The following is a 23926-nucleotide window of genomic DNA, read 5'->3' as shown; positions in this document are numbered from 1 at the left end:
TTTTTTTTGAAATAAATTTAAATAAGAAAAACGCATAAGAGGTTGCATTACCAATGTGTTTTAAATTGTCTCAATTTTAAAATAAGAAAGGACTTTATTGCATCATTACTTAGAATAAGATTGGGTAAAAAAAACAGATAGAATGTATATTGACTAATTGTGACAAGTCTTTATAAAGTGAAACGAACTTCATAGATTTGTAAAGAAAATATTTAGAAGTATAAATTTCTTATAGAATGTTTGATACGAATAAGAATATAGAACAGATATCAGTCATAAAACTACAAATAGAACATTGGAACGAAAAATTATAACGACCCTAGATGGATCTACGACTATTCAATTAGTAGATTGGAACGAATGTTATCATTCAAAGATGGGAGCTATTCAAGAGGCTTATCACGTATTTATAAAAAATGGTTTAGATTTTTTTGAAAACCAATCCATTTCAATTTTAGAAATAGGTTTAGGAACAGGCCTAAATGCTTTTATTACATTTTTAGAATCAGAACGAAAAAAGCAGTACATAAAATATGAAGGGGTAGAAGCCTATCCCATAAATATAGACGAAGTACAAAAGATGAATTATTGTTCCGCTTTAAATGAAGAATCTAAAATTCCTATTTTTGAAAAAATACACATTTCAGAATGGAACAAAGAAATAGATTTAAGCGAAAGGTTTTCCTTAAAAAAAAGAAAACAGTTTTTTCATGAGATAGAAGATACCAATCGCTTTGATTTAATTTATTTCGATGCTTTTGGTTACCAAGTACAACCCGATTTGTGGACCGAAGAAATATTTCATAAAATGTATAAAGCACTAAAGGACAAAGGAGTGTTAGTAACGTATGCAGCACGAGGTGTTGTTAAACGCGCTATGAAATCTGTTGGTTTTGAGGTGGTTAAGGTTCCTGGACCTCCGGGTAAAAGAGAAATGATGATAGGTTTTAAAAAAAATTAAAGAAAAATTATAGTTATTTTAAGACTTATTTAACCTTAAAAGAATTAAATTTGGTAAACTAAAATAAAACTAAATAGCATGCCAAAGAGAAATATTGATTTTGTTAAATCAATCTTAGAAAGAGTAAGTTTTGATGCCAAATTATTTGCAAAAGAATTACAAAAAGCACTAAAAATTCTTTTGCCTTATGAAGTAGAAGAGTTGTCATCTTGGTTTTATCAATACACACATGAAAAACCAGAATTAAGAAAATGTAAAATTTATTTAGAAGATTAATATTAAATAACACACACGAGGCTGTTCTAAACTTTTTTAGGACAGCCTTTTTTATTACTAAAATATTCGGATACCTATCGGAGATGATTTTCATATATTAGATTCTTAGAAAGTGAGTTCAACTTTTACGACAGTTTCTGTTTATTAAACTCCAATATTATGCGTTGGATTTTGTGCTGAAGAAGAAAAGAGCAAAGAAGAAAAAAGGGACGAAATTTTTCTCCAGAAGATCTAGTTTTACTATATTGAAGACAAAAAAAGAAATATTTTTTTAGATTCAAAGCCCTTTTTATCTGTAATAAAATTTGGAATTAAAAAAAAATAAACAAGAATTATATTATTTTTTTATATTACGTGTAATATTATAAAATTGAGGATTTATATAAAAAACTTTTAAATGAGTAAGTTACCATACGTTTTATTGATGTTTTTTTTGAATTTAAAGTTCTTTGGACAAGAACAATTTTCTATTTATTTTAAGAGCGATAAATATGATTTAGCTCCTTCTGAAAAAGGAGTATTAGAAAAATGGATTCAAGAAAATAAAAAAAGTAAAATTTTAACTTTAAAGGGGTATACAGATGAAGATGGAACCTATCAATACAATGACAGTTTAGCTAAAAAAAGAACAGAAACCGTTTTTAATCTTATAAAAGGGAAAATCGTAATTCGAGAAGATTTTAAAAAAATAAATTTCGGAGAATTACACAAACAATCAAATATAAAAGCTGAAAACAGAAAAGTAGTACTCTTTTTTTTAAAAGAAAAAGATTTATATAAAGAAAAAGAAATCATAGCATCAAAAATACCAACTCAATTGATCAACGAATCTATTGTTTTTCCTAAGACTATCGTGCTAAATAACCCCGATGGAAGTGAAACCGAAATAGATTTAGATGTTCAGTTTATGAAAAAATTATACGAATCCAAGGTTGGAGAAAAATTGAAAATTGAAAATCTAAATTTTGTGCTAAATACCTTTGCTATAACCAAAGAGTCTAGAGGAAAACTATATGAACTCTGGTTAGTTATGCAACAAAATCCAAGGTTAAAAATACAAATCCAAGGACATGTTTGTTGCGTAGCAAAAGACAGGCAAGATTTGTCAACTCAACGAGCTAAGGCAGTATATAAATTTCTAGAATTTAAAAATATTGACAAAACGAGAATGTCCTACAAAGGATTTGGTAGTACCCAACCATTATATGATTTACCTGAAAAAAACGAAGAAGAAAGAGCTGCCAATAGAAGAGTAGAAATAGAAGTCGTCGAGAATTAGTTTTAAAAAAAAAGATAGGATTTCATGTTAAGAATTAACTTCTTTTTATATTTGCGCGACAACAACATAACTTTATATAATGACTTCTGATACTTCAAAGCGTTACGCAATGCGTGGTGTTTCTGCATCTAAAGAAGATGTACATAACGCCATAAAAAATATAGATAAAGGTTTATTTCCTAAAGCTTTTTGTAAAATTGTTCCCGATTATCTAACATCAGACGATGATTACTGTTTGGTTATGCACGCTGATGGTGCAGGTACAAAATCATCACTAGCTTATATGTACTGGAAAGAAACAGGTGATTTATCCGTATGGAAAGGTATTGCACAAGACGCACTTATTATGAATATAGACGATCTGTTATGTGTAGGTGCAGTAAACAATATAATGTTGTCCTCTACCATCGGACGTAATAAAAACCTAATTCCAGGGGAGGTTATCTCTGCTATTATTCATGGAACAGAAGAACTTATAGAAGAATTAAAATCCTTTGGAGTTACCATTCACACCACAGGTGGTGAAACGGCTGATGTAGGAGATTTAGTTCGTACCATTATTGTAGATTCTACCGTTACAGCTCGTATGAAGCGTTCAGAGGTTATAGATAATGCCCGTATTACAGAAGGAGATGTAATCGTTGGTTTAGCTTCTTACGGACAAGCTAGTTATGAAACAATGTATAATGGAGGAATGGGAAGCAATGGTTTAACCTCCGCTAGACATGATGTGTTTACTAATGAATTAGCAAGTAAATATCCTGAAAGTTATGATGCTTCAGTACCATCAGAATTAGTTTATTCAGGACAAATTCAACTTACAGATCCTATTGAAGGATCTCCTATAGACGCAGGAAGATTAGTATTGTCACCTACGCGTACTTACGCGCCTGTGATCAAACAAATTTTAGAAAAATATACTCCAAATCAAATTCATGGAATGATACATTGTAGCGGTGGAGCTCAAACAAAAATTTTACATTTTGTAGAGAATCTTCACATTATTAAAGACAATTTATTTGAGGTTCCTCCTTTATTTAAGTTAATTCAAGAACAATCTAAGACCGATTGGAAAGAAATGTACCAAGTATTTAATTGTGGTCATCGCATGGAATTGTACGTTCCTTCCGAAATAGCAAACAATATCATAACGATAGCCCAGTCATTTAATATTGATGCAAAAATTATAGGTCGAGTGGAAGCTTCTGAAACTAAAAAATTAACCATTACCTCCGAATTTGGTATTTTTGAATACTAATTTAGGTAAAACAAATGATACTTATACGAAGTAATAACAATGTATAAAAAATAAAAGCGAATCTAAAAATTCAATACCCAATGTACGAATTACTATTTTGGAAATACAAAGACGAGGTTTACCTTAATAATCATGAAGTGTATGAAAGATTGTTAGAAAAAGAAATGATTGAAGGGTTGGAAGAACTTCCTCTTACGCTTATTATGAGTCGTATTTCCAATGTGTTTTCTAAATGGGAAAAAATAGACGCAATGAGTTTTAAAAATACGATGGGAGTAGGTGCTTTTCATATACAAACTACTAGTCAGAGCGTGTTAATTAATTGTTATGGAACTAAAGGTACGGATATGGATAAATTGTGCCAAATAATGGAGGAATTCAAATGTCCTTTATACGATCCACAAGTACCTACAAGATATGATGAATTTGCTGAATAATGATGAAAATTAATCCAAAAATAGGAATTGATCAATTGGTTTTCGGGATGAAACCCAATGATGTCGTAAAATTATACGGTCAACCCAACAAACAATTTGAAGATGAAGAACAAAACTTAATCTATTTGTATAATGATCAAAAATGGCGTTTGACGTTTTACGAAGATGAAGCATTTCGTTTAGGATATATTATTTCCTCTAATCCAGATTTAATATTATTTGAGAAAACTATTTTAGCACAACCTATTAACGAAATTCAAGAATTATTAAATGCTAAAAAATGGAAACCTTTAGAAATAGAATCCTTTGATTCAGTAGACAACTATTTTAACGAATCAAATTGGATGATTTTTCAAGTGGAGTATGGTTCTATAATTCGTTTTGAATTAGGAGCCGTATTTAATGATCACTCCGATGAATTTGAATGGAAATTTAGAGGATAATAAAAAAACATTTTATTAATGAGCCTGTTCGAAAAATAACTATCCATATCTACTGTTCAATAATTATAAGTAAGTGTCTAAAAAGTAATAACTTAAAGTTTGTCTTTTCAAACGACAGGGGAAGTCACCTATACAGTCTGTGGCATCTCCTGCTTACTTCGTTCGATCCTCCCTTTGGTCAAAATGAAAGATAGTACCCTTTTATAGGTCTTCTTCTTTGTCATTCAAATAACCAGATTATACATTTTTAGATGACTCCCTTTGTTTTATACCTAAAAAGAATGAGTATTATAACTTTTTGGGTTTCGTTTGTACGTCAAAAGTATTATTTATAATAGATGGTATAATTATAATTTAAAACGAAGGATGTACTCCAAAAATGACGCGATAAGTACATTTTTTGGAATAGTGTTAATCAATTGGTAGTTTTCTTTGTCACTCAGAAAGAGGAACGACATATTAGCAATCAAATGTTCATTGGTTTAAGAACTACAAGAGAGTTGTGAGCAACCTATTTTTTCTTTTGCCCAATCGGGTCTTTTAGTGAACCATTTTTCATATTCAGGTTGTTCTTCATAAGGCTTTTGAATTACTTGATAGAGTTCTTCCAGTAATGTATAATCTTCTAGCTCTGCTTTTTCTATAGCAAGTTGAGCCATATAATTCCTAAGAATATATTTTGGATTTACTAAATTCATTTTTTCTTTTCTTTCTTCATCAGAAAGAGGTTCTAGGTTAATTCTATTTAAATAATTTTGAAACCATACTGACCATAAATGTTCAAATTCAGGATTTTTATTTGGTATTTCGTAAAAAGAAGATTGTATCGTTTCAAATGCGTTTTCTTTAGTTTTTTCTTTTGAAACATTTCCAAGCAATCGGAAGAAAATGGTATAATCTGTTTCTTGTAATTGCAATGAATTTATAAGTTGATAGATTAGTTCACGATCAGTGCTATGAGCTTGAATAAGACCTAATTTTTTTCGCATGATATTCATATAGTCGTTTTCGTACTCATCTTCATATTCGTGTAATATTTTTTCTAATTCCTCGGTTTGATTAATTAAAGGATATAGAGCATTGGCTAGTTGATATAAATTCCAAAGCGATATTTGAGGTTGATTACCAAAAGCGTATCTATGCTGATGAGCATCAGTAGTATTGGGTGTCCAATTAGGATTGAAATCATCTAACCAGCCATAAGGGCCATAATCAATAGTAATGCCATGAATAGACATATTGTCTGTATTCATTACGCCATGAACAAAACCTACTTGTTGCCAGTTTGTTATTAATTTTCGCGTTAGTTGAGCAACTGTTTGAAAAAACGCAATATAGGCCTCTTTTCCTGTAGTTTTAATCTCAGGAAAATAGTGTTTGATCGTAAAATCAGTTAATAATTGTAAATTTTTTAAATCATTTCTAGCGGCAAATAATTCAAAATTACCAAATCGTATGAATGAAGGAGCAACGCGGCAGACTATAGCCCCTTTTTCATAAGCGGGGTTTCCATTGTATAAAACATCTCTTAATACATCATTTCCTGTTGTTATAATACTCAAGGATCGGGTAGTAGGAATACCCAAAGAGTTCATGGCTTCAGCACATAAGTACTCTCTAATAGAAGAGCGGAGTACTGCTAAACCATCAGCATTTCTTGAATAAGGGGTTTTTCCAGCACCTTTTAATTGAAGGGTGTATTTTTTGTTGTTATTTTCAATTTCAAACAGGTTAATGGCACGACCGTCGCCCAGTTGTCCTGCCCAAACACCAAACTGATGCCCTCCATAACACATTGAAAAAGGGTTTGTTTCAGGATAGATTTTTTTTCCAGAGAAAAAGGAAAGAAAATCGTCTGATTTTACATCACTTACCGAGAGTCCTAATTCGTTTGCAAAACCAATGTTTGCATGAATTAAATGGGGTTTTTTAGGAGGAGTAGGAGTAACAAAGGAAAAAACTGATTCGAATACTTTACGAACTGTATTTTCATTAATTGAGTCAGCAGGTAACTCCTTTGTAAATTTATTTTTGATTGAAAAGGATAAAGACATATAAATTTTTAAAAAAGAATTAATGGAATAAAACAGTAAGTATTGCTAATGATGCAGGAATGGTTTGTACATATAAAATGCGTTTGGAAACTGTTAAAGCACCATAAATTCCTGCAATAGCTACACAGCTTAAAAAGAATAAAGCTATATTTTTAAACCATTCAGGATTATTTATGAATAAGGACCAGATCAATCCAGCTGCTAAAAAACCATTATATAAACCTTGATTGGCAGCTAATTTTTTGGTTGGTTCGAATAAATTTTTTGGAATATTTTTAAAAACATTAGGTCCCTTCGTGGTCCAAGCAAACATTTCAAGCCATAGGATATATATATGTATAAAGGCTATAAAAAGAATACTGCTTTTTGCTAAGATTATCATAATTACTTTTTTTTTAGAGGTTGTAATGTTTTTAAACCCAGATTATACATTAAAAATTTATTACAGATAAAAACGACTTCATTTTTTGTTCTCAAGGTGATAAAACTACAGTTTTGGTAAAAATAGCTGTTTATTTTTAACTTCTTTGCCTTTTTCATCTTGATCCGAAAGGCTAACGCATAATTTAGGTTACACCATTGTTTTGTTGTGCTACTGTTGTATTTTCTTACTTATATATTAAAACATCGATTTATGTATATGTTTGCGTCTATGTTTGGTTTGTACTAAATTATTTTCTCCAGAAATCACACTAATAGTTCCATTGGTTTCAAACATAGCAAGTTTAACGTTTTCAAAATGTTCAATTCCGTGTTCTCGTATGGCTTGTTCTAGTTCTTCTAAAGTTATTCCTAGGCGAGTTAAAGTTTTATAATCAGTAATTCCGTCATGTATTAATATTTCAGGTTTACTGGTTATTAAATTTTTAATAACATTTGATTTTATCATAGCTTTTTTAAACACCACGTTGATTATAAAAAGAGCTAAAGCTGCTGTTAGACCTCCTAATAGAGAAGTATTACTTCCTACCATTGCATTTTGTACAGAATTACTAATGAGTAAAATAAGAATAACATCAGCTGTATTAAGTTGCGATAGCTCTTTTTTACCAAATAGTTGAAGCGCAATTATCATAAAGAAATAAACGCATGAACTACGAATAATAATGTCTATAAAAGGATTCATTATTTTATTTTAAAACTTTTTTCAATAGCTTTTATCATTTCGCCAGCAATATCTTTATGTGTAGCTCCTTCTATACCTTCTAGTCCAGGAGAAGAATTTACTTCTAATAGAAGAGGTCCTTTACTAGAGCGAATGATGTCTACTCCAGCTACTTTTAAATCCATTGCTTTGGCTGCTTTGATGGCTATTTTTTTTTCAGCAGCAGTTACTTTTATAACAGATGCACTTCCTCCCATGTGTATATTTGCTCTGAACTCACCGGGAGCAGCTTCTCTTTGCATAGCGGCTACCACTTTGCCATCTACAACAAAAAGGCGTAAATCTTTACCATTAGCTTCTTTGATGAATTCTTGTACTAAAATATTTGCATTAAGACTTTTAAAAGCATTGATTACGGATTCAGCTGCTTTTTTTGTTTCTGCTAATACAACTCCTTTTCCTTGAGTTCCTTCTAATAATTTGATTATTAGTGGTGATCCTCCAACCATTTTAATCAAATCATTTGTATCCAAGGGAGAATTAGCAAATCCCGTAGTAGGAATGTCAATACCACTTTGTAATAATAATTGAAGAGAAAACAATTTGTCTCTAGATTGGGTAATAGCCGCTGCGGAGTTAAGAGTAAAAACTCTCATAGCTTCAAATTGGCGGATCAAGGTGCATCCATAATAAGTAATACTTGGTCGAATACGAGGGATAACAGCATCAAAATTATCTAAGACGCGTCCGCCCCGATAATGAATTTCAGGAGTTGTAGCATCTAGCTTAATATAACATTCTTTGATATTAAGAAACTCCATTTCATGACCTCGCATTTCACCAGCTTCCATTATTCGGCGGTTACTGTATAAACTAGGATTGCTGGCTAGTACTGCAATTCGTAGTTTAGCACTTGATTCTTTATTAACATGGTAATGGGATTTAATTTCATCAAAGGAAGGTTGACCTAAGAGGTATTTTTCTTCAGGATCGACCATCATTTTTCCCACCATGGCTTCGCGTCCTAAAAGCATACGAAACCCCATGGAATCTCTATTGGCTAAGGTTACTTCAATAGGAAACGTTTCATTACCAATACTTAAATTGGTTTTAATGACATAGCGTTGTTCCCTATAGCCACTAGAACTTTTTACAATTCTTTTATCAATTAATTTAGCTTCACAATGTCTGGTTATTTTAACATTGCTTTGAAGAGGGTTTACATCAAATTTGACCCAATTTTCTCCGTTTTTAGAAAAAGGAGTAATATTTGTGGCGTGCATAGCGGATGTCTTAGCTCCAGAATCCACTCTAGCCTTAATATAAGGGATTTCTAATTCAGGAAAGGAGCACCATTCTTCGCTCCCTATAATCTCTTTTTTAGATGACATACTTTAAAACAAACAAATAAGATAACAATAACTATTTTCGAATAAAAAAGCCTACTAGTCTGTAGGCTTTTGAGATTTTTTTACTTGAATTTTTAATTCTTGTGAACTAGTGTCTAAATCCATCTCAATTATATCTCCTTCATGTATTTTAGAGGTAATAATTTCTTCTGCTAGAGCGTCTTCTATATATTTTTGGATAGCTCTTTTTAATGGACGTGCACCAAATTGTTTATCAAAACCTTTTTCGGCAATAAATGCCTTGGTTTCTTCTGTTAATCGGAGTTCATATCCTAATTCCTTAATACGAGCATATAATTTTTGCAACTCAATATTAATGATTTTATCAATATCTTCTTTTTCAAGGGCGTTAAATACAATAACGTCGTCAATTCTGTTTAAGAATTCAGGAGCAAAAGTTTTTTTCAATGCGCTTTCAATAACTCCTTTTGCATGGTCATCAGCCTGTGCTTGTTTGGCAGCTGTACCAAAACCTACGCCTTGACCAAAGTCTTTTAACTGTCGAGCTCCTACATTAGAAGTCATAATGATAATTGTGTTTCTAAAGTCAATTTTTCGACCTAAGCTATCCGTTAAATACCCGTCGTCAAGCACTTGCAACATCATATTAAAAACATCAGGATGCGCTTTTTCAATTTCGTCTAAAAGAACGACACAATAAGGTTTGCGTCTTACTTTTTCGGTTAATTGTCCTCCTTCTTCATAACCAACATATCCTGGAGGAGCTCCGACTAAACGAGAGATGGCAAATTTTTCCATATATTCACTCATATCAACTCTAACTAGAGCTTCTTCTGAATCAAATAATTCTTTTGCTAATACTTTTGCCAATTGGGTTTTACCAACACCTGTTGAGCCTAAGAAAATAAATGAACCTATTGGTTTGTTAGGGTCTTTTAATCCCGCTCGATTGCGTTGAATGGCACGTGCAATTTTTTGAACAGCATCTTTTTGGCCGATTACTTTTTTGTCTAGAATTTCAGGTAAATGAGCTAATTTGTTACTTTCAGTTTGAGCAATACGATTTACAGGAATACCTGTCATCATAGACACCACATCGGCAACATTGTCTTCTGTAACGCTTATTCTATTATTTTTAGAATCTTCTTCCCATTGTTCTTGAGCTATTGCTAATTCTTTTTCAATGCGTTTTTCATCATCACGTAATTTGGCTGCTTCTTCGTACTTTTGGCGTTTTACTACAGTATTTTTTAATTCGCGTACTTCATCCAGCTGACGCTCTAAATCTAGGATTTGTTGAGGAACATGAATATTAGTTATGTGTACACGAGAACCAGCTTCGTCTAAGGCATCAATAGCTTTATCTGGAAGAAAACGATCACTCATGTAGCGCTCCGTTAACTTAACGCACGCTTGAATTGCTTCAGGCGTAAAACTTACATTGTGGTGATCTTCGTATTTTCCTTTTATATTATTTAAAATTGTAATTGTTTCTTCAATAGATGTTGGATCTACAATTACTTTTTGGAAACGACGTTCTAATGCCCCATCTTTTTCTATATATTGGCGGTATTCGTCTAATGTTGTAGCTCCTATACATTGTATTTCGCCTCTTGCTAAAGCTGGTTTAAACATATTAGAGGCATCAAGCGATCCTGTTGCGCCACCTGCTCCCACAATGGTATGAATTTCATCAATAAATAGGATGATATCATTGTTTTTTTCCAATTCATTCATAACCGCTTTCATACGTTCTTCAAATTGACCGCGGTATTTGGTGCCTGCTACCAATGAAGCAAGATCTAGTGTTACAACTCTTTTGTTGTATAAAATTCTAGAAACTTTCTTTTGTACAATTCTTAGGGCTAAGCCTTCTGCAATAGCGGACTTTCCAACACCTGGTTCGCCTATTAGTAGCGGGTTGTTTTTCTTTCTTCGGCTTAAAATTTGCGAAACACGTTCTATTTCTTTTTCGCGTCCGACAACGGGATCTAGCTTACCTTCTTCAGCCATTTCTGTTAAATCACGTCCAAAATTATCTAAAACAGGGGTTTTTGATTTTTTATTTGATTTGTTGGCAGGATTAGAAGGGCTGTTTTGATTAAAACTGTCATCTTGTCTTGAATCATCACCATAAGACGATTCGTTTTTTGGGAAATTGTCTTGAAAATCTTCTTCGTTTGGCATCATAGTTAAATATTGTTCTTTAGCTGTATCGTAATCAATTTTGAGTTTGTGCAATAATTTTGTAGTAGGATCGTTTTCATTACGTAATATACATAAAAGTAAATGAGCCGTACTGATTGTTGTGCTTTGAAAAACCTTAGCTTCTAAAAAAGTAGTTTTTAAAGCTCTTTCAGCTTGTCTTGTTAGATGTAAGTTTTTTTTGTCATTACCTAAAATAAAATTAGGATTTGCTGGGCTTAGTATTTCAACTTTTCTACGTAGATGTTCTAAGTCAACAGAAAGATTGTTTAAGATATGAATGGCGGAACCATTACCATCTCTTAAAATACCAAGCATAAAGTGTTCAGTGCCTATGAAGTCATGGCCTAAACGTAATGCCTCTTCTTTACTAAAAGAAATTACCTCTCTAACTCTTGGTGAAAAATTGTCATCCATATCTTACAGTTATTAGTAATTGTAAATTTAATGATTTATAAATGGAATTGCAAAAAACATTCCATTTCAATTATACTGTCAGGCTAAAAGACAAAAAAAAAATGAAAAGAGCAAAGGTTATTATAGGTATTTATTAACTAATAATGGGGTTTTATTTGTTAATAAAAAAATAAAATAACCCTTGTTAAGGTATGCTCAAAACCAGATAAATCCGTATATTAGCGCGTTTGTAAAAAATTTGATAAATTAACGTAAATACTTATGTCTGAAGGAGAAAAGTTAATTCCAATTAACATTGAAGACGAAATGAAATCAGCTTACATCGATTATTCGATGTCAGTTATTGTATCAAGAGCGTTACCAGATGTTAGAGATGGTTTAAAGCCTGTGCACCGTCGCGTGTTATTTGGAATGCATGAATTAGGAGTTTTTTCTAATAGACCACACAAAAAGTCAGCGAGAATTGTAGGGGAAGTGTTAGGTAAGTATCACCCACATGGAGACTCTTCTGTATATGATGCCATGGTTCGTATGGCACAAGATTGGAGCTTACGCTATTTAATGGTTGACGGTCAAGGTAACTTTGGATCAATAGATGGGGATAGTCCTGCCGCTATGCGTTATACAGAAGCTAGAATGAAAAAGTTCTCTGAAGAAATGTTAGCGGATATTGATAAAGAAACTGTTGATTTTCAATTAAACTTTGACGATACCTTAGAAGAACCTAAAGTAATGCCGACCAAAGTACCCAACTTGCTTGTAAATGGAGCATCTGGTATTGCCGTTGGTATGGCCACTAACATGGCACCTCATAATTTATCAGAAGTTATAGATGGGACTTTAGCTTATATAAATAATAATGATATTGAAGTAGACGAATTAGCGACTTACATTAAAGCTCCTGATTTTCCAACGGGAGGGGTTATTTATGGAATGGATGGCGTCCGTGAAGCATTTAAAACGGGACGTGGTCGTGTAGTAATCCGTGCTAAAGTAGGTTTTGAAGAAGTAGAAGGACGTGAAGCTATTATTGTAACCGAAATACCTTATCAAGTAAATAAAGCAGAAATGATTAAAAAAACTGCTGACTTGGTAAACGATAAAAAAATTGAAGGGATATCAACCATACGAGATGAGTCGGATAGAAATGGTATGCGTATCGTTTATATCTTAAAAAGAGATGCTGTACCCAATGTAGTATTAAATACACTCTATAAATATACGCAATTACAATCGTCATTTAGTGTTAATAACATTGCGTTAGTAAACGGAAGACCTCAAATGTTAAATCTGAGAGATTTAATACATTATTTTGTCGAACATCGCCATGATGTGGTTACCCGTCGAGCGCAGTTTGATTTGCGAAAAGCAGAAGAAAGGGCTCATATTTTAGAAGGGTTAATTATAGCATCGGATAATATTGATGAGGTTATTGCGCTGATTCGTTCTTCTAAAGATGGAGAGGAAGCACGTGGAAAATTAATCGAACGATTTAATCTCTCTGAAATTCAAGCTCGTGCTATTGTAGAAATGCGTTTAAGACAATTAACAGGTCTTGAACAAGATAAACTACGTGCCGAATATGAGGAAATTATGAAGTTGATAGCGGAGTTAAAAGCATTATTAGCTAGTAAAGAACTTCGTATGAATTTAATTAAAGAAGAATTACTAGAAGTTAAAGAAAAATACGGTGACGAACGTCGTTCCACAATTGAGTATTCAGGAGGAGATATGAGTATTGAAGACTTAATTGCTGATGAACAAGTTGTCATTACTATATCGCATGCGGGTTATATAAAACGTACTCCGTTGTCAGAATACAAAACTCAAAATAGAGGAGGAGTTGGACAAAAATCAGCAGGCACCCGTGATCAGGATTTCTTAGAACACATGTATGTAGCAACCAATCATCAATATATGTTATTCTTTACTCAAAAAGGGAAATGTTTTTGGATGAGAGTTTATGAAATCCCAGAAGGAAGTAAAGTAGCTAAAGGACGTGCTATTCAAAACTTGATAAACATTGAGCAAGATGATAAGGTAAAAGCCTTTATTTGTACAAAAGATCTAAAAGATCAAGAATACATCAATAGTCACTATGTAATCATGGTAACGAAAGAAGGACAGGTTAAAAAAACGTCTTTAGAGCAATATTCGCGTCCACGTACTAATGGAGTAGCAGCTATTACTATAAAAGAAGGCGATGAGTTGTTAGAAGCAAAATTAACAACAGGAAATAGTCAAGTTTTAATTGCTGGTAAGTCTGGTAAACTAGTTCGTTTTGAAGAAGAAAAAACCAGACCAATGGGAAGAACCGCTTCTGGAGTAAGAGGTGTAACTCTTGCCGACGAAAAAGACGAAGTAATAGGAATGGTATCTATTGATCGAGATCATGTAAATGATTCTCAAATATTGGTAGTTACAGAAAATGGTTATGGAAAACGAACTAAATTAGTAGACGATGATGGAGAAGATGTGTACAGAATTACAAACCGTGGAGGAAAAGGAGTTAAAACCTTAAATATTACAGAAAAAACAGGCTCACTTATTGCTATTAATAATGTTACGGATGATGATGATTTGATGATTATCAACAAATCAGGGTTAACCATTCGAATGAGAGTTTCAGACTTACGTGTTATGGGACGAGCAACGCAAGGAGTCCGTTTGATTAATATCAAAGGAAAAGATTCTATTGCAGCAGTATGTAAAGTAATGAGAGAAGAGGATGAAGAGGAAACTAATTTAGAAGAAAACGAGTTAAACGATCATTTAATAACAGATTCTGAAACAGAAACAGAATTAGAAAATCAAGAATAATATAAATAATAACAAAATGAAAATAAAGAATTTAGCACTAGTAACGGCTTTGTTTTTGTCAGTTACTGCAATTGCTCAAAAAGATGATATAAAAGCCGCTGAGAAAGCATTACGTTCAGGAAACCCTACTGAAGCCAAAGCAGCGTTAGATAAAATAGAGTATATGGTTATTAACCTAGATAGTCCTACAAAAGCACACTATTATTTTTTATTAGGAAATACAAATCTAGAATTGGCCAAGAAAAATATTGAAGAAGCAAAAAGTTTAGTAGCAGCAGCTAAAGCTTATAATGAATTAAAATCAACTGAAGCCAGTTCAGGAAAAAATAAATATACAGGACAAGCAGAAACTTCTTTGATTGAAGTTAAACGTTTGCTAACTAATAACGCTATTGCAGACTCAAATGCAAAACGCTATAAAGAAAGTGCTCAAAAATTATACGAAGTGTATGGTCTGGATAAAAAAGACACAACAATCTTATATTATGCAGCAGGGACAGCTATAAACGGTGAGGATTATGATTCAGCCCTTTCTTATTATAAAATGTTAAAAGACCTGAAATATTCAGGTAAAGCAACGAATTATTTAGCAAAAAATAAATCAAACGGACAAGAAGAAACTTTTGCCTCAATGAAAGACAGAGATTTTTCCGTAAAAATAGGAACTCATGAGGCTCCAAGAACAGAAAACGTTGCGTCAAAAAGAGGAGAAATAGTTAAAAATATCGCTTTAATTTTAAATCAAAAAGGAGATTTAGCAGCAGCTAAAAGAGCCGTAGAAGAAGCAATACAAGCCAATCCAGGCGATACAGGACTGTATACTGCTGGTATGGAAGTAGCATTAAAAGCAAATGATTATCCAACCTATAAAAAATATGCTCAAGAAGCCTTAGCTCAAGATCCAAACAATGCCGATTTATTTTATAACCTAGGCGTTATTTCAGGTCAAGCAAATGATAAACAAGCAAAAATAGATGCAGAAGGGTATTACTTAAAAGCCATTCAGATTGATCCAAGATATAAAAATGCGTATTTAAATTTAGGGGTCTTAAAATTAGATGGAGAGAAAGAAATTGTGGATCAAATGAATAAATTAGGAACCTCAGCAGCTGACATGAAAAAATATGAAGCTTTAAAAACAAAAAGAGAAAATTTATACAAATCAGCAATTCCTCATCTAGAAAAAGCGTATGAATTATTTGAAAGTGATAAGGATATTAAAAATACACTATTAAATATGTATAATGCACTTGATATGACAGATAAATACAAGGCACTAAAAGCCAAAAATTAAATTTGAAATAAATAAAAAACTCCTCAATTTGAGGAGTTTTTTTATGAACCTAGGTTCTAATTTTTACATCCAAATGTAAAAATAAATTTAGGTACTAATCCAATAAAATTTCCTCTTCGTTTACTCATTTCGACAGTATAATAAATGGAATAAAATAAAGGCATAAAGTTTATGTAATTTATTTTGGTTGTTCATTTCATTTGAGAGACTCCCTTTGGTCCAAATAATAGGATTTATAGAGTAATAATTGATTTCTTCAGTCAACTAAATTAAGTCATTGTGTGTTTTTAAAAAAATGTGTAAAAAACGTATGTATAAATAAAAAAATAAAGAATAAATTACATTTAAATGAAGAATTAAAATATACTATTTTAATGTAAAATTTTTAAATTTGTTAAGAGAAAAAAAATAAATGTTATTGTATTCTGTTTTTATATTTTAATTTTATGAACATCAGTTGGTCTGTACACATAGTACAAAAAGGAGATACCTTAGAATCAGTAGCCCAAGGATTAGGAATTAGCGGTGAATCACTTCGAGAATATCACAATACCTATTGTGAGTTAAAATATTTGATAAATTATAATGACCTAAAAGGAATAAAAGAACTAATCTTACCCTCTACACAAGAAATTAAAGAAATCAAAGAAACAGAAAAAAAAATAAGAATCCTAAGCAGCTTACCGTTACACTACCTACCCCAAAATTTTCATAAACCCAGTTATGATATAGATGAAACAATAGAAACATCATCAAAAGAACCCTTTACAGTAAGCTATAAGACGACCCTAAAAACCACAAAAGAAAAAGAAGGAACCATAGTATCGTTAGCAAACAGCCATTTTCAAAAAGAAGAAGAAACCCCAGAAGATAAGATCTCTACATTGGCCATAGCTTGTATAAATGCAATATATCCGATAGAATTTATTATAAATCCTGGAGGTCAGATAATAAACATAAAAAATCATCAAGAAATAATAAACAAATTTAAAGAAAGAAAATTAGACCTGTTAACTTATTTTTCAGGGGAAATAAATCAAGCATATATTGATACGTTTGAAAAAACTTTAACAGACAGAAAAAAAATTCTAAAGAGTTATTGTTCAACCTTATTATACCAAGTTCTTTTCCCCAATATGAGTTGGTTTAGTAAAGAAGAAAAAAAAGATTATTTTTATTTTCAACCCAATTCATACAACGTAGAAAGTGCAGTTATAACACAACATGATTTTGAAAACACAGACTATATAAAAACCATTGTTACATCAAGTTATGAAGAAGGCAGTACATTTCAAGAAATATTGCGTAAAAAAGTTATAGAATATTCCCAAACTACAATAGATCCCCAAGAAGAAGATCTATCAAATTGGCAAGGAACCATAAATTTTACCTATTACACCTCCAGAAAAAACAAACAATTACTAAAAGCAGAAGCCGAACTTAAGATAGAAAACAACCAAGAAATATATGTAAAACATACCCTAAAAATAAAATAAATTAAACAAAACAAACAAACAAAACTAAACAACTATATATGAAAAAATATAGAGTACAAAAAGGAGACACCCTAAACTCCTTAGCTGAAAAATTTGCTATAAAAGACGGAGCCCATCTTCGAGCATTTCACAATCTATATTGCCCTTTAGAAGACTTATTAGGGGCAGAAGTAGTAGCAGGGAAAGAACTCCTAATAGCCGAGGAATCCCCTTATATAAAAGAAAAAAACAGCCCATCTGAAAACCCTGAAAAAACATCAGAAGTAGCGGTATCCAAGAGTTCAGAAGAAACAACAAAAAAAGAAACAAGTCCAAGTCAATCTTCATCAAGTTCCACGGCACATGAAGGCAAACACTTTGTAGTCCAAAAAGGACAATGCCAATGCAACCAAGGCTTTGAATTTCCATCCTTTAAAGTAACGAGTCATAACAAACACTATTGGAACGATTCGGAAGGAGAATCAGATTACCTAGCCGTAACTGAATCAGACATACAACTAAACCCATCAGCACAACCCTTTGGACAATGCAAACTAAAACCCAGCTCCGGAGGTTATTTGCCCTGCTCCTTTGCAGCAGCCGGAAAATGGAGTAAAACCTACGACAAAGTAAAAATTTTAGATAAAAAATGCGTTACCGAAATATCCGAATTAATGTGCAGTACAGGAGGTAAAATAACGATTTTAAAACACGGACAACAAAGTCAAAGCAGTAAAAGCCAAGTAAAAAAAGCCAATCCACGAGAACAACATTTATACAACCCCATTATGAATTTTGAAGAATTTCAAGAAGAAATCAGCAGTAAAAACAACGAAGCTTGGTAATAAAAACACAGATTTATAATGAAAAAAGGCATATCCGCAATATCAGGAGTAACCTCGCCCACAGTAGGCGAAAAATACACCTATCACATATCCGAATGGTACCCTAATACCCCGATATCCGAAAGAGAACAAGCAAAGGTTACCTGGGAACTATTCAAAAAAAGAAGCGATGGTAGATTTACCACCACCCATATTAAGAAAAAAGGAGACAGCAGTTTTACCTTTGGCGAATCCTCAGTAGGAGAGACCTACCGATTGGAAGGATATTTATACCAACCCGAAGGAGGCGGATTAATCATAACCCCCAAAGCCAGTAAAATCCCGAAAATCTGCAAAGTAGACCTAAACTACGTAGACGATAGCAAAGGCAGCGTTTTTAGTTTTACAGAAAAACTACGAGCCAAAGCCCATTGCATAAATATGTTTAACAAAGAAGTCCTATTTACCTTATGGGAAGACGATGCAAAAGGCAGCGGACACAATACAACCAACCAACTCATTGATACCAAAAAAGCAAAAGTAGACCTATACGGAGATGCAGAAGTAGACTTTATGCTAACCAAAGCATTAATGAAAAAAGCCATGGAAGGCGAGACAGACATACGAGAACTAGAATTTTATGTAACAGTAGAATATTACAAAACCAAAAAACACACAACCTCAAACGTAGAAATAAAAAATCCATCACCCACAGAAAATAAAAAACCATCACAACCCACGGCAATTAAAAAAGCCAAAGGTTCTCCGGCAGAGCACAAACCAAGGAGTAAAAAAGAAGAGAAAGGAGTATTTAGAAGCATTTCAGAAACCATAGACGAAATATGGGATTGGGCAGAAACCCAAGGAATCGCTCAAAGAGACAAACCCCACACCATTGAAATCCCCGAAGGAAAAAGCCCCGCTGTTATAGGAAAAACGAAGGTGGAGAAAAAAGAGGAAAAGAAAGGAGGGTGCTTTTGTAAACAAGAAGAGAACCAATTTTATTGGAGTGATAAATTAACTTGCGACCAAAGAAAAAAAGTGCTTGAAGTTTGTCAAGAACTTTGGGGAGAAAAAAATAAAAAAGAAAAAGCGAGCCAGCTAATGTCTATAATGTACATTGAGACAAATAAAACATTTAGCCCCTCAGCTGATAATGGTATAGGTTTCTCAGGCTTAATTCAATTTAATGATGCAGCAGCTAAGGGAGTAGGTACAACAAGGGCTGAATTAAAGAAGATGACTTTTATAAAACAAATGGATTATGTAAAAGCTTACTTTATGAAAAGAAAAGATGAGCTAAATACTATGACAGATATGTATTTATTAGTAATGAAACCAAGTGCTGTGGGAAAAGGTAATGATTCTAATTATGCTGTTTTTGATGAAAGCATAAGTGTTCCTGATGGAGATGGTAGTAAAACAAATGCAGCGCAGCGCCAAATAAATATAAATAGAGAACCTTGGGTAACTAAGTATGGATATTCATCAAATCCAAAATTTTTAACAGAAAAGGGAGAAAAAGAAAAACGGAAAAAATGGGTTTACACTAGACAAAAGTATGAAAGTAGACCTGGTTTTATAGGAGGAAAAACAACAATAAAAGAAATTGAACAGGTTTTAAAAGATGAAGGATTTTATTTAGGTAAAAATCATATTTTTAAAGGAAAATGTATTGATGAAAAAGAAATTATAAGTAATAATAAAGAACGTGCCCCTTGGGTAGATGTTGCATTCGAAGAATTCGAGAAATACAAAGGGATAACAGAAAAAGAAAGCCCGTTAAAGGAAAGAATTTCTGAATATTTTAAACTTTCAGGTTCTCCAAGTTTAACTTACAAAGATGCTTGGTGTGCTACATTTGTTCATTGGTGTTTTCAACACACAGAATATAAGGATACAAATGAAAAAGGAAATGTAGGAGCATTTGATTGGGCAGAAGAGGGCAATTTAAGAATTAAAGGAAACTCAACAAAAGATGGCTGGATAAATGGAGAGAAAAGTGAAGTTTTCGTTGGAGCAGTAATTGTGTTTTCTTTCTCTCATGTTGCTATAATTGTAGGAGAGAATAAGACAGGTGAAAAATATATATATTTAGGAGGTAATCAAGGTTCAAAAGTAACAGGAGGACAAAAAATTTGCATGGGTAGTGTTTCAAAAAATAGTAAAGACATTTTCGCGATTATGAAACCAAAGAATTATAATCCTAAGGAAAATGAAAAAAAATTACCTATTTATGACGTTGAAGAAGAAAATTCTAATAGTTCATCAAGATAAAAAAAATAAAATGAATAAAATAATAAAATTTTTAATCCTATTAGTTACTTTTCAATTTTTGAACTGTAAGAATAATAATACAAATAAAGATAGTGAAATCCAAGATTCAAATATTTCTGTAAACAAAATAAAAATGATAGAAGATATATTAAATAAACAATTAAAAAAAGGAGCGAAACAATATCTAGATGAGGCAGGTGTAGAACTACCTAAAAATAGCTTTGATATGAATGATTTAGAAGCTTGTTCAAATTTAGAATCAACCCTTTTAGAATCAAATAAATTTAAGAGATTAACCGAAGAAGAATTTTCAAGTAAAATAAAATTAATATTCAATAGGACTATTGATTTTAAGTCAGATAAAAAAATATTATATTTTAATTTTTTTGATATATGTGATAGAAAATTAAATTTATTACCTATAAACAACATTGATAATAAAGGAGTTTATGTTAGTAAAACTCATAAGTTAATTTTTGATTTTCATTATTTACCAGAAATTATAGATTATAAATCACTATATCCTAAACTTTATCAAGAAGAAAAAAAACTCCAAAAATCATTCAAAAATAAAAATGGAGATAATTGTAGTATAGAATATTGGTATGAAATTAGTGATTTAAAAATAGAACAGGAAATCAATAATAAAATAACGATTAATCGTAATAAATATTTATTTAATGACAATAATGAATCATTTGTATGGTTACAAAAAAATGATAAATACTTTTTAGAATCTTTAGTAAAAACTTTCGGATATGTAAAAGACAAACAACTGTTAGAATTTGTTTTTGATAACCAAAAAATCATAAAAAATTCAAATATTGAAGAAATTAATAAATTATTATGGCATAAAACCTGTGATGGCAAAATAACATTTCATAAAGAAACTCTAGACATAATTAATGAAAAAGAAAATAAAAAAGAATATTTTAATTTTTTAAACGATGAATATTTAAGATATATAGACAAAAGTGAGTTGCCTATTTCTGAAAAAGCAGAGATAATTGCCAATATTTTAAATTTTATAGCCTTAAACACTAATGATTATGATCCATTTTCGAATATGGGTTTTTTTGCACAAAACTTTGATGGAGGTAGAAAAACTGAAGGAAAATATTCAAAAGAATTTATAAAACATAAATTTTATAATTTAAAAGACTTTAAAAAACAATGGGAAGAAGCGAAAATTGATGGAGACGGAGTAGCTTATCCAGGAAATATTGAGTAATATGAAAACATTATTTTTACATATATCTTTTTTCGTAGTAATTATTTCAAACTATTCGTTTGACTCAGAAAGCAATATTTTAAAATCTGAGCAAAAGGATTTTTATGCTGAAGGACAAGGAAAATACCCTGAGGGATCAGAAAGAGAATTAATATTTTCAGAACTCCAAAAGTTTACAGCATTTGAAATAAGAATTATTAAAAATGAAATTTTCGCTAGACACGGATACATTTTTAAAAGTAAAGATTTAGCAACTTATTTTGGTAAATAAAATTGGTATAAACCTCTTTACAAAGATGTTACAAGTAAATTAGATAAAATAGAAAGAAGAAATATTTCATTTATTATCGAAAATTTCGAATAAAATAAAATTTATATTTTTAATTCAAACGCTCTTTGACAAACTAAAAACCAATTGGGGACATAACTGAGATAGAAGAAGGAAAATGGCAACATTTTCCTTGCCCCACTGGTATATAACCTCAAAAAGAAGACAAGGATTTGTACAGAAAAAGGAGCGATATTACAAAACCAACACACACAACCTTAAACATAGAAATAAAAAAGTAAAGGTTCTCCGGCAGAGCACAAACCAAGGAGTAAAAAAGAAGAGAAAGGAGTATTTAGAAGCATTTCAGAAACCATAGACGAAATATGGGATTGGGCAGAAACCCAAGGAACCGCTCAAAGAGACAAACCCCACACCATTGAAATCCCCGAAGGAAAAAGCCCCGCTGTTATAGGAAAAACGAAGGTGGAGAAAAAAGAGGAAAAGAAAGGAGGGTGCTTTTGTAAACAAGAAGAGAACCAATTTTATTGGAGTGATAAATTAACTTGTGACCAAAGAAAAAAAGTGCTTGAAGTTTGTCAAGAACTTTGGGGAGAAAAAAACAAAAAAGAAAAAGCGAGCCAGCTAATGTCTATAATGTATATAGAAACGAATAAGACATTTAGTCCTTCAGTAGATAACGGTTAGGTTTTTCTGGGTTAATTCAATTTAATGATAGGTCAGCTAAAGGTGTTGGAACAACACGAGAAGAATTAAAAAAGATTGTACTTTTACCAGTTCAAAGCTAACATATAAAAAAGGAGATAATAAAAGAATTAATCTATGAATAAAATAATTATGTTTCTTTTATTAGCAAGTACTATAGTTCCTGCTCAAATAAAAGGAAAAGTAATAGATGCTAATAATCAACCGATTCCTTATGTAAATATTGGAGTACAAAATGAAAAAATAGGTACAAATTCTGAGGAGGACGGAAGTTTTTATTTACCTATAAAAGAAGAAAAAATGATTGTTTTTTCAGCTTTAGGTTATGAAAAAAAAATAGTACCCTCTTCTGCTATACAAACCGTACAACTTGTTTCAACAACTTATCAACTTAATGATGTAATCATTACAAATAAGAAAGAAACGAGAATATTTGAATTATCATTAACAAATAGTATTTCCCAAGCTTTTGAAAATGGACCTAAAATAGATGCCATTTATTTTCCTTACGGAGCCAAGATTAAAAAAAATAGATACTTAAAGAAAATAGGATTATTTACAGAAAGTAATATTGAAACAGCAAGTGTTAAAATACATTTTTATAACGTAACACCTAGTGGATTACCTGGCGAAGAATTAATAACAAAGGATTTGATTGTTCAAGTCAAAAAAGGAAGCCGAAAAACTTATTTTGATATCTCTGATTATAATCTCGTTTTTCCTAGAGAAGGTTTATTTATAGCAGTAGAACGCTTATTAATAGAAAAAAATAAATGGATTAAAAATTCAATAGCAATTGATGGCTCCCTAAAAATACAGACTATTTACTATCCTTTGCTTTTTTATAATTTTGTAGAAAAAGATTTTACTTATACTTATTATGGAGGAAATTGGTATAAAGAGTTAAAAAAACGAGTGGATGCAACTACAAAAAACAGGGTTTTTGAGCCTGCCATTAGTTTAATATTAACAAACTAATGAAGTAGTTTAACCCCAGATTGTGTGTTAGATGTTATGATGAAGATCAAAAGGAAAAACAAGAATAAAAATACGCGGGATTTTTTTAGGATAGTGTCATTTAAAATTATTTTTGTTTTAATAAATTTCTAATTCGTAGCTTGATTTGAGTTAATAATACCATTTAAACTTAAAATATACTGGATTAAAAAGTAAAGTTCTCGATACGTTTTTTTTTCATTTTAAAAA

20 protein-coding genes are annotated in these 23926 nt (G+C 31.6%); 15 read left to right on the top strand and 5 right to left on the bottom strand.

Annotated elements, in window-relative coordinates:
* Positions 1-295 precede the first annotated feature (295 nt).
* From mnmD to B0A78_RS12295, 6 genes are all read left to right on the top strand, one after another.
* Entirely contained in the window at positions 296-961 is a 666-nt protein-coding gene (gene mnmD, locus B0A78_RS12320; protein ID WP_065213290.1) for a tRNA (5-methylaminomethyl-2-thiouridine)(34)-methyltransferase MnmD, read from the top strand.
* 78 nt (positions 962-1039) lie between these two features.
* On the top strand, positions 1040-1237 hold the full coding sequence (locus B0A78_RS12315) for a hypothetical protein (protein ID WP_014164231.1): 198 nt from the start codon (positions 1040-1042) through the stop codon (positions 1235-1237).
* Positions 1238-1634: 397 nt separating this feature from the next.
* Positions 1635-2516 (top strand): OmpA family protein, encoded by an 882-nt coding sequence (locus B0A78_RS12310; RefSeq protein WP_050855762.1) that lies wholly within the window; start codon positions 1635-1637, stop codon positions 2514-2516.
* A 79-nt stretch (positions 2517-2595) separates the two neighbouring features.
* A complete protein-coding gene (locus tag B0A78_RS12305) occupies positions 2596-3774 on the top strand; it encodes an AIR synthase related protein (RefSeq protein WP_065213291.1) in 1179 nt (392 codons plus the stop codon).
* 80 nt (positions 3775-3854) lie between these two features.
* Positions 3855-4211, top strand: a complete 357-nt coding sequence (locus B0A78_RS12300) for a hypothetical protein (protein ID WP_014164234.1) — start codon at positions 3855-3857, stop codon at positions 4209-4211.
* Complete coding sequence (locus B0A78_RS12295) at positions 4211-4654, top strand: hypothetical protein (RefSeq protein ID WP_014164235.1); 444 nt, start codon at positions 4211-4213, stop codon at positions 4652-4654. The genes B0A78_RS12300 and B0A78_RS12295 overlap by 1 nt, the downstream gene beginning before the upstream one ends.
* Positions 4655-5136: 482 nt before the next feature.
* Here the strand turns inward: B0A78_RS12295 and B0A78_RS12290 are convergent, their stop codons facing one another.
* From B0A78_RS12290 to B0A78_RS12270, 5 genes are all read right to left on the bottom strand, one after another.
* Positions 5137-6708, bottom strand: a complete 1572-nt coding sequence (locus B0A78_RS12290; RefSeq protein ID WP_097609715.1) for a protein adenylyltransferase SelO — start codon at positions 6706-6708, stop codon at positions 5137-5139.
* Positions 6709-6727: 19 nt separating this feature from the next.
* Complete coding sequence (locus B0A78_RS12285) at positions 6728-7090, bottom strand: DUF1304 domain-containing protein (protein WP_014164237.1); 363 nt, start codon at positions 7088-7090, stop codon at positions 6728-6730.
* 237 nt (positions 7091-7327) lie between these two features.
* Positions 7328-7834 (bottom strand): DUF421 domain-containing protein, encoded by a 507-nt coding sequence (locus tag B0A78_RS12280; protein ID WP_065213293.1) that lies wholly within the window; start codon positions 7832-7834, stop codon positions 7328-7330.
* A complete protein-coding gene (gene rimK / locus B0A78_RS12275; protein ID WP_014164239.1) occupies positions 7834-9204 on the bottom strand; it encodes a 30S ribosomal protein S6--L-glutamate ligase in 1371 nt (456 codons plus the stop codon). Before rimK ends, B0A78_RS12280 begins: the two co-directional genes overlap by 1 nt.
* A gap of 54 nt (positions 9205-9258) precedes the next feature.
* Entirely contained in the window at positions 9259-11805 is a 2547-nt protein-coding gene (locus B0A78_RS12270; RefSeq protein ID WP_014164240.1) for an ATP-dependent Clp protease ATP-binding subunit, read from the bottom strand.
* A gap of 261 nt (positions 11806-12066) precedes the next feature.
* Here B0A78_RS12270 and gyrA point away from each other — a divergent pair, with 261 nt between their 5' ends.
* The 9 genes from gyrA (at position 12067) to B0A78_RS12225 (ending at position 23698) form a co-directional block, all read left to right on the top strand.
* Positions 12067-14625: a DNA gyrase subunit A gene (gene gyrA, locus B0A78_RS12265; protein WP_014164241.1), complete on the top strand. Its 2559-nt coding sequence runs from the start codon at positions 12067-12069 to the stop codon at positions 14623-14625.
* A 16-nt stretch (positions 14626-14641) separates the two neighbouring features.
* Positions 14642-15919 carry a tetratricopeptide repeat protein gene (locus B0A78_RS12260; RefSeq protein WP_065213294.1) on the top strand — a complete coding sequence of 426 codons (1278 nt, stop codon included), beginning with the start codon at positions 14642-14644 and terminating at the stop codon, positions 15917-15919.
* A gap of 446 nt (positions 15920-16365) precedes the next feature.
* Positions 16366-17415: a hypothetical protein gene (locus B0A78_RS12255; protein ID WP_077225749.1), complete on the top strand. Its 1050-nt coding sequence runs from the start codon at positions 16366-16368 to the stop codon at positions 17413-17415.
* Between the two features lie 38 nt (positions 17416-17453).
* Positions 17454-18239, top strand: coding sequence for a DUF4280 domain-containing protein (locus B0A78_RS12250; RefSeq protein ID WP_014164244.1), 786 nt, complete (start codon positions 17454-17456; stop codon positions 18237-18239).
* 18 nt (positions 18240-18257) lie between these two features.
* Positions 18258-20495, top strand: coding sequence for a hypothetical protein (locus B0A78_RS12245; protein ID WP_097609714.1), 2238 nt, complete (start codon positions 18258-18260; stop codon positions 20493-20495).
* Between the two features lie 10 nt (positions 20496-20505).
* Positions 20506-21726 (top strand): hypothetical protein, encoded by a 1221-nt coding sequence (locus B0A78_RS12240; RefSeq protein WP_123907296.1) that lies wholly within the window; start codon positions 20506-20508, stop codon positions 21724-21726.
* Between the two features lies 1 nt (position 21727).
* Entirely contained in the window at positions 21728-21997 is a 270-nt protein-coding gene (locus B0A78_RS12235; RefSeq protein ID WP_065213297.1) for a YARHG domain-containing protein, read from the top strand.
* A gap of 483 nt (positions 21998-22480) precedes the next feature.
* Complete coding sequence (locus tag B0A78_RS12230; RefSeq protein WP_014164249.1) at positions 22481-22702, top strand: hypothetical protein; 222 nt, start codon at positions 22481-22483, stop codon at positions 22700-22702.
* 135 nt (positions 22703-22837) lie between these two features.
* The gene (locus B0A78_RS12225) at positions 22838-23698 is read left to right on the top strand and encodes a carboxypeptidase-like regulatory domain-containing protein (RefSeq protein ID WP_065213300.1); all 861 of its coding nucleotides are present in this window, start codon (positions 22838-22840) and stop codon (positions 23696-23698) included.
* Positions 23699-23926: the final 228 nt, after the last annotated feature.

Source organism: Flavobacterium columnare NBRC 100251 = ATCC 23463, assembly GCF_002530675.1.
Lineage (GTDB): Bacteria > Bacteroidota > Bacteroidia > Flavobacteriales > Flavobacteriaceae > Flavobacterium > Flavobacterium columnare.
This window is presented reverse-complemented; position numbering and strand designations above follow the sequence as displayed.